This window comes from Corallococcus sicarius (assembly GCF_003611735.1).
In the GTDB taxonomy this organism is placed as follows: domain Bacteria; phylum Myxococcota; class Myxococcia; order Myxococcales; family Myxococcaceae; genus Corallococcus; species Corallococcus sicarius.
Window position 1 is genome coordinate 1 of record NZ_RAWG01000311.1, and the last position, 11,707, is coordinate 11,707.

Here is an 11,707-nt window from a genome sequence, read left to right on the forward strand (position 1 = left end):
CCCGAGGGCACGCCCGAGCCCACCCCTTCGGTCAACGAGCCTCCAGCGCCCGCGGTGCCCGCACCGGACCCCACCACGCCTACCGTACCCGCCGTGCCCGGCGCGCCGCCGGAGACGACACCCCCGCCGGCACCCTCGGGCGCGGACGGCTTCGGCGTGACGATGCTGTACCCGTCCAAGGCGGGCGGGGAGGCGTGGGCGCTCGCGGAGAACGCGACGGCGGACAAGCGCTTCGTGCCGCAGGGATCCATCACGCGCAACGCGGACGGCTCGTGGAAGATGAAGAGCAGCCAGGTCCGCATGAGCGCGTACCCGTCCACGGGCTATGACGCGAAGCAGATCGCCACCTACGACCGCGACGTGCTCGCGAGCCGCGGCTACATGCAGGCGGCGAACGACTGGAAGAACGTGGAGATGACGGGCTTCGTGAAGGTCAACGCGGCCTCCAACACCCAGGACAACTTCGCGTGGTACGCGCGGGGCGGGAAGCACAACGACGACCACTCGGGCTGCGAGGGCAGCAGCTACAAGGGCGGCCTGCACTACGACGGCCGCGTGCGCTTCGAGAAGGAGACGTGGCACGTCTCCTATGATCAGGGGCCGTACAAGCCCGCCACCTCCGCGCTCAAGGGCCGCTGGGTGGGCTTCAAGTCGGTGATGCGCAACGTGCCCGGCGCGAACGGCGCGGAGGCGGTGAAGCTGGAGCTGTACGTCAACGAGAACGCCGACAAGGTGACCTGGAAGAAGGTCTACGACCTGACCGACGCGGGCACCTGGGGCGGGGACGCGCAGCACTGCGGCGGCGCCGTGGGTGCCATGCCCATCACCTGGGGCGGCCCCATCGCCACGTTCCGGTGGGACAACGCCCAGGACGTGGACTTCAAGTGGCTGAGCGTCCGGGAGATCCAGCCGTAGTCCGGCCCCAGGGCTGACGCCGGTTCCGTGGGCCACCCGACAGGGGCCCCGGGCCGGCGGGGCAGTGGCCAGGGCCGCCCCGGGTTCGCAGCCTAGCTGCCGCCGTGGCGTGTGCCGTCGGCGTCACTGCCGAGGGGCGACGTCCATGCGGATCACCTTCCTGGGTCATGCGGGCTTCGCGGTGGAGACCGCCGAGGCGCTCGTCGTCATGGACCCGTGGCTGTCGCCCCAGGGGGCCTTCGACTCGGCGTGGATGCAGCTGCCGCGCAACCACCACCTGGCGCCGCGCGTGCGCGAGCTGCTGGAGACGCCGGGCCGCGAGCGCTTCCTCTACATCAGCCACGAGCACAAGGATCACTTCGACCCGGAGTTCCTGGCCACGCTCACCCGGCGGGACTTCACCGTGCTGGTGCCCCGGTTCAAGCGCTCGGCGCTGGAGGACTGCTTCGCGAAGTACGGCTGCAAGCGCGTCGTCGTGTGCGAGGACTCGCGCGAGGTCCCCTTCAAGGGCGGCTACCTCAAGCTCTTCGTCTCCGAGCAGGGCACCAACCGCGACTCCAGCCTGATGGTGCGCGGGGACGGCCGGTGCTTCCTCAACCTCAACGACTGCAAGATGCATGATCGGCTGGTGCGCGTCATCGCGGAGGAGGGCCCCATCGACGTCTTCTCCGCGCAGTTCTCCGGGGCCATCTGGCACCCCACCTGCTACGAGTACCCGCGCGAGACGTACGCGGCCATCGCGCGGAGGAAGCGCGACAGCAAGTTCGAGGCGGTGGCACGCGCGCTGGAGTCGGTGCAGCCGCGCGGCTACATCGCGTCCGCGGGCCCGGCGGCCTTCCTGGACCCGGCGCTGTTCCCGCTCAACTTCGAGGACGTGAACATCTTCCCCCGCGCGCCGGACCTCTTCGCCTTCCTGGCGCAGCGCCTGCCGCAAGCGCCCACGCGCTATCTGGAGCCCATGCCCGGGGACGTGTTGGATGCGGGCACGCTCGAGTACGTCTCCCAGGTGCCGGAGCGGGTGACGACGGAGAACTTCCAGGACTACATCCACGCGTACGCGAAGGACCTGGCGCACGTCTTCCGCGAGCGCCGCCGCAACCTGATGCGCGAGGAGGTGGATGAGATCCTGGGCCGTCTGCGCGTGGAGCTGCAGCGCAAGCTGGACCTGTTGGACCTGCATGGGCGGGTGGGCATGCCCCTCTACGTGGAGCTGACGGAGGCACCGACGCGGCTGCTGCGCGTGGACTTCAAGCGCCGCCGCGTGGACGAGGTGCCGGCGCTGCGCGACACGGTCCGCTACACGATGACGGTGGGCGCTGCGGACATCGTGCGCGTGTTGGATCGGAAGCTGAACTGGGAGGACTTCCTCCTGTCCTTCCGCCTGCGCCTGAGCCGCAACCCGGACGTGTACGAGCCCGTGCTGCACGGCTTCCTGGGCGTGGAGGTGGAGGACATCCGCGAGTTCTGCGACGGCATCCGCGCCACCGAGTCACAGAAGGAGCGCACCGTGGTGGAGGTGGGCGGCAAGCGCTTCTCCATCCAGCGCTTCTGCCCGCACCAGGGTGCCGACCTGTCCGGGGGCTGGGTGGAGGAGGGCCGCTACGTGGTGTGCCCGCGCCACCGCTGGCAGTTCGACCTGCACCGCGGTGGCGTCTGCAGGACGAACAACGCCACCCTCTGCGCGGAGCCGCTCGCGGACAAGCCGGAGGCGACCCGGACGGAGAGCGACGGCACTGCGACTCAGCTCCCCCGGTAGGTGGAGAAGCCGTAGGGGCTGAGGAGCAGCGGGACGTGGTAGTGCTCGTCGGTCGCGGCGACCTCGAACACCACCTGGACGTACGGGTAGAAGCCCTTCTGGCCCCGGGCCTGGAACCAGGCCCCGGTGTCGAAGGTGAGCCGGTAGACGCCGGGCCCCAGCTTCGTGGCCGCGCCCGACAGGTCCTTCACCCGGCCGTCCGCGTTGGTGACGCCCCGGAACAGCTCCAGGAAGGTGTCTCCCGCCCGGGCCTCCAGGACGAGGGAGAGCCCCTCCGCGGGGCGGCCGGTGCTCGTGTCGAGGACATGCGTGCTGAGCGTGCTCATGATGCGAGGAGCTTCTCCAGTCGGATGCGGGTGATCTTCGCCTGCTCGCCCGCGGCGATTCTCAGCTCCGCGTCGGGGGCGTTGTCCATGCGGCCCTGCAGGAGCGCGAGCATCTGCGCCGCGCTCTTGCCGGTGGCACACACGAGGAAGATGAAGCCGTAGCGCGCCTCGTAGTCGCGGTTGCCCTGGGCCAGCGCCTCCAGCACGCGCTCGTCCGCGGCGGCCACGCCCTGCTGCTCCTGCGACGACCACTGCGCGGTAGCGGCGAACTTCTCACGCAGCTTGGACACATCCCCGATGCGCGGGTGGTGGGTGAAGGCTTCCTTCCAGTCCTCCGGCCCCGTGCGCGCCCAGGCGTCCGTGGCCTCCGCGAAGAGGTGCTCCGCGTCCCGGAACGGGCGGACGGCCAGCATCGCCTCCACCCAGCGCGTGCTGCCGCAGCAGCGCGTGAGCGCCTGGGTGGCTTCCTCCGTGGTCGCCGTGTTCAGGCGCTCCAGCGCTGTCGTCACGCCGGCTCCCCGAAGAGGCGCAGCCGGCTGACGCCGCCATCCGGGAAGATGTTGAGGCGCACGTGGGTGATGGGGCCCACGTCCTTCAGCTCCTTCTCGAAGACGTGGCAGTGGTCCGCCTGGAGCTTCGACTGGGGCAGCAGCTCCTTCCACTGGAGGTGGGTCGCGTTGGCGAAGTCCAGCAGCGGCTCCTCCAGGTGGATGCCCTCCAGCGAGCAGCGGTCCGGGAAGTTGCCCTTGAAGAAGTGGGTGTCCACCTCCGCGCGGCGCAGGGTGCCGGCCGTGGCCAGCTTCACGACGATCCAGTCGAAGCCCGGCACGCGCTTGCGGCGCGTCTCCCAGCCCTCGCCCATGTTGGCCGCGCGGCCCGGGAAGATGAGGTTGTCCTTCGTGCCGAAGAACTGATCATTGCACGTGACGACGGAGCCGCCGTTCGCCGCCGCCGCCAGGTCCACCAGCCCCGACGTCTTCAGCGCGTGCCAGTCCGGCAGCACCTGTCCGTGGATGCGCAGGCGCGCGACGCCGCCGTCCGGGAAGATGTTGAGGCGCACGTGGGTGAAGCGCCGCTCGTTCGCCACCGCGAAGAGGTTGCGCGAGCCGCCGCGCAGGCGCGACTTCGGCACCAGCTCCGTCCAGCGCGACACGTCCTCCGCCAGCGACTCCGCGGAAGGGTCTCCGTCCACCTCGCACGCTTCCAGGGAGGCGTACTCGGGGAAGTTGCCGATGAAGTGATTGGTGTCCACGTCGATGCCGTGGATGGCGCCGGGCAGGCCCAGCTTCACGATGCACCAGTCGTAGCCGGGCACGCGCTTGCGGCGCGTCTCCCAGCCGTCCATCCACTTGCCGCGCTCCGTGTACTTGTCCGCGATGAAGACGCCGCGCCCCGGCTCCAGCATGGCCTCCTTGGGCGCGAAGAACTCGTCGTTGGCCAGCAGGGCCTTGCCGCCCACCTTGCGCGCGGCGAGATCAATCAGGTCGGCGAAGGCGACGTGCATCGCCCCGGGTGCTTCGGCTTGCATCGGTTTTCCTCTCCCGGACCGTCGGGGCTAACCGCGCGGCAGCCACTGGCCGATGCGCGGGCCCGTCAGTCCCTCGGTGGCGTCGAAGATACGCTGGCCGCGCAGGTATGTCCTCATCACCCGGCCTTCCAGCTCGCGCCCCGCGTAGGGCGTCAGCCGGTGCCGGTGGCGGATGTCCTCCGGGGCCACCTTGAAGCGCGTCTCCGGCGCGAAGACGACGAAGTCCGCGTCCAGCCCCGGCTTCAGCGCGCCTTTTCGCCCGGACAGCCCGGCGAGTGCCGCGGTGCGGCGGGCCATCCGCTCCACCAGTACGTCCAGCCCCAGGCCGTGGGCGCGCATGCCCGTCCACACCGCCGACACGCTCAACTGCAACCCGGCGATGCCGCCCCACGCGCCGGAGAAGTCCCCGGCCTCCAGCTTCTTGAGCGCGGGCGTGCAGGGCGAGTGGTCGGAGACGACCAGGTCGATGAGGCCGCTGCCCACCGCGCGCCACAGCCGCTCGCGGTTCTCCGCCTCGCGGATGGGCGGGGCGCACTTGAAGTGCGTCGCGCCCGCTTCAATCTCCTCCGCGCTGAACGTCAGGTAGTGCGGGCACGTCTCCACCGTGAAGGGCAGCCCCTCCGCCTTCGCCTTCGCGATGTCGTCCAGCGCGTCCGCCGCCGACAGGTGCACGATGTGCACCGGCGTCCGGTGCTCGCGGCACAGGTCGATCATCATCCGGATGGCGTCCACCTCCCACGCGGCAGGGCGCGAGGCGAGGTAGCTGGCGTAGGCGCGCACGTCGCCCGCGAAGGGCGGCTCGTGGTCCGTCAATTCCGCGTGCACCAGGAGCGGCACACCCGCCCGGGCGAGGAGGGGCATCGCGGTGTTCAGCACGTCGCGCGTGGCGGCGGGGAACTCGTCCACGCCCGAGTGCACGAGGAACGCCTTGAAGCCGAGCGTGCCCGCGTCGACCATGGCCTGGAGCTCGCCCGCGTTGCCCGGGATGACGCCGCCCCAGAGGCCATAGTCGATGGCGCACTGGCCCGACGCGGACTCGGCCTTGGTGCGCAGCGCGGCCAGGGACGTCGTCGCCGGGATGGAGTTGAGCGGCATGTCCACCACGGTGGTGATGCCGCCCGCCGCCGCGGCAGCGGTCGCCGTGGCGAAGCCCTCCCAGTCCGTGCGGCCGGGCTCGTTGATGTGCGCGTGGCTGTCCACGATGCCGGGCAGGAGCGCGTCCTTCCCCAGGTCCACCACCTGGGCGCCGCGCGGCACGTCCACCGTGGCGTCGATGCCTTCGATGCGCCCGTCGCGCACCACCACGGCCGCGGCGCGCGTGCCCTCCGGCGTCACCACGCGCTCGCTGCGAAACACGGTCAGGGAAGAACTCACGGCTCGAACTCCGTCAGGGCGTAGTCGGCGAGCGCCCGGAAATGCCGGTCGCTGTCATCCAGGTAGAGCTGGCGGGTGATGCCCCCCACCAGCCGGGGCAAGCTGTACTTCATGCCGGAGATGCTCGCGCCGCCGAAGCCCAGCGAGAGCAGGCACCCGAAGGTGTAGTTGAACACGCCGCTCACCCACGGCGCGCTCCCCGGCTGCTTCTCCAGGAACTCGAACGACGGGCCCAGGTACGGGTGGCGCAGGAGGTCCGCGTGCCGCTCGTTCTCCGGCGGCGTGAAGCGGTCCTTCCACAGCGCGATGTGCGGGTGCAGCTCCGCCAGCTCCGGGCGCAGGGACAGGTCGGTGGTGAACCCGGACGCGATGATCAGGAAGTCGAACGTGTGCGTCGCATGCGGCGTGCGCACGACAGCCTGACCGTCCTGCTGCTTCACCTCCACCCACGGACTCTCCGCGTGCAGGTGGAAGGCAGGGGAGCGGCGTGCGCGTTCGAAGGTGTCCTTTGGCGGCAGCTGCCCCATCTCGATGATCTGCCGGATGAAGCGCCAGCGATCCGCGTCCGGCAGGTCGGCGTGGTGTCGCAGGAAGCCCGCGAACTCCGCCCAGCGGTAGGGGTTCACATTGGGCAGCTTCTTGCGCCGGTAGAACAGGTCCACCCGCTCCGCGCCCGTCTCCAGCGCGACCGATGCGTTGTCGAACGCGGAGGCCCCCGCGCCGAGCACACCCACGCGCTTGCCGCGCAGCGCCTCGAAGTCGATGGGGTCATGCGTGTGAGCCCAGAGCGAGCGGGGCAGGGGCTGCACCTCCGGCGGAGCGTCCCAGCGGCCGGAGCCGTCGATGCCGGTGGCCAGCACCACCTTGCGCGCGAGCAGCGTGCCCCACTCACCGGCGTGGGCGATGGGGACCTCGAAGCAGCCCAGGTCCGCGCGCCAGCGGAGGGCCCCGGCCTTCGTGCCGCACTTCACGGGCAGGGCCAGCACACGGCGGTACCAGAGCAGGTAGTCCGCCCACAGCTCCTTCGGGATGAGGGCCACCTGGCGGAAGCCCTCCTCGCCGTGCTGCGCCTCGTACCAGGCGCGGAAGGAGAGGTTGGGGATGTTGTAGTCCGGGCCGGTGAGGTACTTGGGCGTGCGCAGGGTGATCATCCGCGCGAACGTCTTCCACGGGCCGTGGAAGCCATCCTTCCCGTCGTCCAGCACCATCAGATTTGTCACCCGCTCGCGCATCAGCCCGAACGCGGCGCCCAGCCCGCTCTGGCCTCCGCCCACGATGAGCACGTCCAGGATGCCGCGGCCGTCCGGCGTGGTGCGCGGGGGCACCCAGCTCCGGGCCGGGTAGGCGAGGATGTCCAGGTCGCGCCGGAGGGCGGCTTCCAGTGCCTCCAGGCCCTGCGGGGGACGGAGCGGCGAGGCCAGCGGATCGCGGTCTTGCATCCGCTCCAGGAACCCACGCCCGGATTCCCTACGCAAGGGGGCGGGCCGACCATTCGCCTCCGTCCGCCACGTTCCGGACGCCCCTTCAGCGCCGCGAGGTGGGCCCGCCTGCCTGGGGGACGAGCAGCTCGAAGCGCACGCGCGCGTTGTCGGTACGCATGCCCACGGGCCCCTCCAGCGTGAGGGCCTCCGCGGGCAGCACGCCCTCCCACACGCGCTGGCCGTCCACGAAGACCGTCAGCACGTCCGCGTCGATGCGGGCGCGCAGCACGTGGGGCTGCCCCGGGACGAGGGGATCCAACGGCTCCATGAACCGCGGGCGGACGGTGGTGTAGCCGTCGCTGCCGCACTCGCCGCTCCGATGGTCGTCCGGGTTGCGCTTGAAGTTGACGACGATGCCCGCCGAGGGCGCGATGCGCCACATGGCGTAGAGGACATTGCAGCCATCCCGCGCGCGCAGCTTGAGACCCACCTGTTCGCGCACCCGCCCGGAGGCGAGCGGAAGCGCCGGGTCGGTGACGCCCAACCAGGTGAAGCGCAGCCCCACGTCATCGCCCGTCGTCTCCGGTACGAACGCGCGCTGTCGTGGGTGCTCGATGCCGAGGCGCAGCCCGTCCGGCACGCGCCCCAGCACCTCCTGCACGCTCCCCTGCGTGACGGTCAGCCGCTCCAGGGGGACGGGCTCCAGCCCCGCGGTGGCGGGAGGTGGAGCGCGCGGGGACCTGGGCGCGGAGGCCCCGCGGGACTTCACCTTGCCGTTCGCGTCACCCCGGGCGTCCTCGCTCAGGAGCAGCGCTCCGGCCCAGAGCATCAACACGGCCGATGCGCCGACCGCCACCCACCGCCGACGGCGCTCCTCGATCACGATTTCACCCCCTGGAGCAGCGCCTGGAGCGTCTTCAGGTGCGCGCCCAGGTACGCCTGTTCGGCCTGGAGCCGCGCCAGCTCCAGCAGCAGGTAGTCCCGGAAGCGGCGGACCTGCCGCGTCTCCAGCCGCTCCACCTCGCGCAGCTGCCCCTCCAGGTCCGACACCAGCGCGGAGACCTCGCCCAGCCGCGCCTGTTCGGCCTGCGCGGTGATGCGCAGCTCGCCCAGCAACTGGCGCACCCGCCGGGGCGTGCCGTCCACCGCGTCGCGCGTCTCCTGCCGCCGGCCCTCGCGGGCCTGGGCGTTGGCCCGGCCCTGCCACAGCGCGCCCAGGTTGAAGCCGAGCGTGAGCTGGCCGAAGAGGGGCACGTCCTGCGCCACGTCGAAGACCTCGTCGTAGCCGCCGCGCACGGCCAGCCGCCACGCCCGGGCCCTGCGCAGTCCGCCGGACAGGGCCTCCACCTGATCATCCGCGGCTTCGAAGGCCGTGAGGAGCGCGCCCAGATCCTGACCCTCCGGCTGCCCGGGCCCGAGCGCGATCCGGGCCCGCGCCTGTTCGGTGTCGCGGGCCAGCGCGCGCAGGTGGTCCAGGCGCACCTGCACCGCGTTGAGTTCCTCCAGCGTGGTGCCTCCGTCGCGCAGCTCCTCGCGCAGCGCCGTCACCAGCGTCTCCGCGCGTGGCAGGGACGTGGCCAGCGCCCGGGCACGGGCCTCCAGGGCGGAGGCCTCGCCCAGGCGCGAGCCCTGCTCCACGGCGCCCTGGAGCGCGGCGAGCGCCTGCTGGCGGCGACACTCGGCCTCCGCGCGCGAGTGCAACGCGCGGCCCCGGTAGAGCCCCACGAAGTCGTAGCCCAGCCCCGCGGTGAGCCGGAGGCGGGGTTTGCCCAGGGGCGTCTCGTCACCGCCGCCCATCGCGTCGCCCGCGTTCACCGCGCCGATGCTGGCGAAGAGCTCCGGCGCCAGCTCCAGCGCGGCCTCCGCGTGGGACGTGCCCCGCACGCGCTCGCAGTAGCCCCGGGCCCACGCCGCTCCCGCGTCGTCCGCCGCCAGGGCCGTGCCCGTCCACAGCCCCGTCAGGGCTCCCCATGCGAGGGTTGTCCGCATCCGCCGCTCCATTTCCGATTCCAGGGGAACTCACAGCATCAGCGGCGGGCGGCCCAGGTGCAGCAGTTGCTCCTGTGCGCTCGGTGCGTCACGAAGCTGGAGCTCCACCATCACGCCCCGCAGGTGGTACTGGCGGATGGGGTGCTGCTGGGAGATCTCTCCCTCCAGCACGGGCCCCACCACGCCCACCTCGCGGCACCACAGCACCTTGAGCGCGCAGGAGTAGAGCGGGGTGCCCGCCTGCGCGTTGGCCAGGTTCTCGTAGGGCACGAAGGCCACGGTGAGGTTCTGCTCCACGGCCTTCAGGTACGGCGAGCCGTGCACCACCCTCAGCAGCTGGTTGAAGCGCTGGATGCTGTCATCCAGTGCGCGCGCGTCCGCCTCCAGGCTCTCGCGCAGCGCCTCCGCGCGCGCCTGCTCCAGCACCGACTGCGTGTACTCGCGCTCCAGCAGCAGCGTGTCCGTCGTCAGGCCCTCCGGGGCGGCGCGCTCCTGGCCCAGGCCGTCCTGCGCGGCGGTGAGCCCGTCGCGCTCGCGCCGCAGGGTGTCCAGCCGCACGTCCAGGTCCACCGTCTCCTGCGCGAGCGACAGGTTGCTCTGCGCCATCTGCGCCAGGTGGTGGTTGAGCGTGAGCATGTCCTCGCGCTCCAGCAACTTCGCGCCGTAGAGCGCGCTCGTCCGCGTGCGCGCAAGGCCGCTGTACGCGCGGTTGGATTCGGTGATCTCCGCGCCCGCGCGCAGGTACTCCTGGCGCAGCGCGGCCAGCCTCCGGGCCAGCCGGTCGCGGGAGCGCTTCTCGCCCTGGAGGGCCACGATGAAGCGCTGCTGGAAGGACCGCTCCGTGGTGAGGATGCGCTCGGCCTCCTGGAGTCGGTCCGCCACCTCGCGCCGCTTCGTCACGAGCGCGTCGCGCTCCGCCTCCTGCTGCGCCGCCTGCGCGTTGAGCTGCAGGACGTTGGGGTCGGTGGGCGACAGGATGGTGGGCGTCACCCAGCCCCGGCTGGACAGGAAGAAGCCCTGCACCGACAGGAACGACGCGAGCCCCAGGAGGATCAACGCCAGCAGCACGGACCCCATGAGCTTGTAGGCGGACACCGCGAGGGCGTTCAGCCGGTTGGCGACCTGTTGGTTCATGACGGCGTTCCCTCGCTGGAGGTGCTGGACGTGAGCTTCGCGGGGGAGGGGGGCGCGGCAGGGGCCGTGGTGGGACTGCCGCGCGTCTCCCAGCTTCCGGAGTCGAGCGTCAGCAGCGCCAGCGGGGTGAAGAGCGCGTAGGTGACGGGCATCAGGAGCGCCATGGGCAGGAAGCTCGCCCCGGGCACGCGCCGGTCCTCGGGCAGGTGGCGCGTCTCCATCCGGTAGATGAAGCCCAGCAGGCCAATCACCAGGAAGTGGAACGCGAGGATGTCCCAGAACTCTCCTGTGAGGAGGTTGTGGACGATGACCACCGGGTACGCCAGGAGCAGCGCGAGCTGCGAGACGTAGTGCACCGTGATGACCGGGTGCAGGCGCCACGCGTGCGACAGGCCCGACAGCAGGTCCACGAGGTTCGAGCGCCGCCAGCGAAGCTGCTGGGAGAAGTAGCCCGCGAGCGTGGATGGCGCGGCGGTGAAGCAGAACGCGTCCAGCGTGTAGACCGTTTCGTAGCCGTGCTTGACGATCTGCCGCGTGAGGAAGCGGTCCTCGCCGTACTTGATGGGGACGCCCGCGATGGCGCGCGCCTCCAGGATGGGCTCCAGTTGGAGCAGCACGTGGCGGCGGTACGCGGTGAGGCAGCCGGACAGGCACATCACCTGGCGGAACGAGCGCTCCAGGTCCTTCAGCCACTGCTGGGCGAAGTGGAACTTGATCTCAATCATCCGCGTCATCCAGTTCTGATGACGGTTGCTGACGAAGGTGCGCCCGCCCACGGCGGCGACGTTCGGGTGGACGAAGCGGCGGATGAGCTGGCGCACGGCGCCCGGGTCCACCACCACGTCCGAGTCCACGGAGACGATGATCTCCGCGTCCACCGCGGCCCTCACGCCCCGGTTGATGCCCTTGCGCTTGCCCAGGTTCACCGGGTTGCTCATCACACGGACGCTCGCGTGGCCCTCGGCGGCCTTCTGCGCCCAGGCGACGCTGTCGTCGCGGGAGCAGTCGTCCACGACGATGATCTCCAGCAGCTCGCGCGGGTAGTCCTGCGCGAGCAGCGCGCGCACCGTGTGGAAGATGCCTTCCCCCTCGTTGAAGAGGGGGATGACGATGGCGACCCGGGGACGGTAGGTGTCATCCACCCGTTCGAACCGCTTGCCCTTCAGCCGCCGCAGGAAGGGGCCGAGGATGTAGCGGTTCGTCAGGACGACGATGAACAGCAAATGGATGGGAAACAGCTCCATCGCCCCCGCCCCCTGACGCC

Annotated in this window: 11 protein-coding genes; 2 read left to right on the top strand and 9 right to left on the bottom strand. The window is 71.1% G+C overall.

Translation table 11 applies throughout. The annotated features are described in order from the left end of the window. A partial coding sequence (locus D7X12_RS33430; RefSeq protein ID WP_244224937.1) for a carbohydrate-binding protein occupies positions 1-915 on the top strand: 915 nt, incomplete at its 5' end. 145 nt (positions 916-1,060) lie between these two features. Further along, positions 1,061-2,671: a Rieske 2Fe-2S domain-containing protein gene (locus D7X12_RS33435; protein WP_120629276.1), complete on the top strand. Its 1,611-nt coding sequence runs from the start codon at positions 1,061-1,063 to the stop codon at positions 2,669-2,671. Here the strand turns inward: D7X12_RS33435 and uraH are convergent. From uraH to D7X12_RS33480, 9 genes are all read right to left on the bottom strand, one after another. Continuing rightward, positions 2,656-2,997, bottom strand: coding sequence for a hydroxyisourate hydrolase (uraH, locus tag D7X12_RS33440; RefSeq protein WP_120629277.1), 342 nt, complete (start codon positions 2,995-2,997; stop codon positions 2,656-2,658). The genes D7X12_RS33435 and uraH overlap by 16 nt on opposite strands. Then, positions 2,994-3,506 (bottom strand): 2-oxo-4-hydroxy-4-carboxy-5-ureidoimidazoline decarboxylase, encoded by a 513-nt coding sequence (gene uraD, locus D7X12_RS33445; RefSeq protein ID WP_120629278.1) that lies wholly within the window; start codon positions 3,504-3,506, stop codon positions 2,994-2,996. Before uraD ends, uraH begins: the two co-directional genes overlap by 4 nt. After that, a complete protein-coding gene (alc, locus tag D7X12_RS33450) occupies positions 3,503-4,525 on the bottom strand; it encodes an allantoicase (RefSeq protein WP_120629279.1) in 1,023 nt (340 codons plus the stop codon). The genes uraD and alc overlap by 4 nt, the downstream gene beginning before the upstream one ends. Positions 4,526-4,552: 27 nt before the next feature. Further along, positions 4,553-5,899 (bottom strand): allantoinase AllB, encoded by a 1,347-nt coding sequence (gene allB, locus D7X12_RS33455; protein WP_120629280.1) that lies wholly within the window; start codon positions 5,897-5,899, stop codon positions 4,553-4,555. After that, positions 5,896-7,338, bottom strand: coding sequence for an NAD(P)-binding domain-containing protein (locus D7X12_RS33460; protein WP_120629281.1), 1,443 nt, complete (start codon positions 7,336-7,338; stop codon positions 5,896-5,898). The genes allB and D7X12_RS33460 overlap by 4 nt, the downstream gene beginning before the upstream one ends. Positions 7,339-7,423: 85 nt before the next feature. Continuing rightward, positions 7,424-8,203 carry a hypothetical protein gene (locus tag D7X12_RS33465; protein WP_244224938.1) on the bottom strand — a complete coding sequence of 260 codons (780 nt, stop codon included), beginning with the start codon at positions 8,201-8,203 and terminating at the stop codon, positions 7,424-7,426. Then, on the bottom strand, positions 8,200-9,309 hold the full coding sequence (locus D7X12_RS33470) for a hypothetical protein (protein WP_120629285.1): 1,110 nt from the start codon (positions 9,307-9,309) through the stop codon (positions 8,200-8,202). Before D7X12_RS33470 ends, D7X12_RS33465 begins: the two co-directional genes overlap by 4 nt. A gap of 30 nt (positions 9,310-9,339) precedes the next feature. Beyond that, positions 9,340-10,443 (bottom strand): hypothetical protein, encoded by a 1,104-nt coding sequence (locus D7X12_RS33475; RefSeq protein ID WP_120629282.1) that lies wholly within the window; start codon positions 10,441-10,443, stop codon positions 9,340-9,342. Further along, positions 10,440-11,687: a glycosyltransferase family 2 protein gene (locus D7X12_RS33480; protein ID WP_120629283.1), complete on the bottom strand. Its 1,248-nt coding sequence runs from the start codon at positions 11,685-11,687 to the stop codon at positions 10,440-10,442. Before D7X12_RS33480 ends, D7X12_RS33475 begins: the two co-directional genes overlap by 4 nt. Positions 11,688-11,707 lie beyond the last annotated feature (20 nt).

What these genes read in the sequence shown, in the direction of transcription:
- D7X12_RS33480 (WP_120629283.1), bottom strand. Translation starts at nt 11,687, where the DNA reads ATGGAGCTGTTTCCCATCCATTTGCTGTTCATCGTCGTCCTGACGAAC.
- D7X12_RS33470 (WP_120629285.1), bottom strand. Translation starts at nt 9,309, where the DNA reads ATGCGGACAACCCTCGCATGGGGAGCCCTGACGGGGCTGTGGACGGGC.
- uraH (WP_120629277.1), bottom strand. Translation starts at nt 2,997, where the DNA reads ATGAGCACGCTCAGCACGCATGTCCTCGACACGAGCACCGGCCGCCCC.
- D7X12_RS33460 (WP_120629281.1), bottom strand. Translation starts at nt 7,338, where the DNA reads ATGCAAGACCGCGATCCGCTGGCCTCGCCGCTCCGTCCCCCGCAGGGC.
- alc (WP_120629279.1), bottom strand. Translation starts at nt 4,525, where the DNA reads ATGCAAGCCGAAGCACCCGGGGCGATGCACGTCGCCTTCGCCGACCTG.
- D7X12_RS33475 (WP_120629282.1), bottom strand. Translation starts at nt 10,443, where the DNA reads ATGAACCAACAGGTCGCCAACCGGCTGAACGCCCTCGCGGTGTCCGCC.
- D7X12_RS33435 (WP_120629276.1), top strand. Translation starts at nt 1,061, where the DNA reads ATGCGGATCACCTTCCTGGGTCATGCGGGCTTCGCGGTGGAGACCGCC.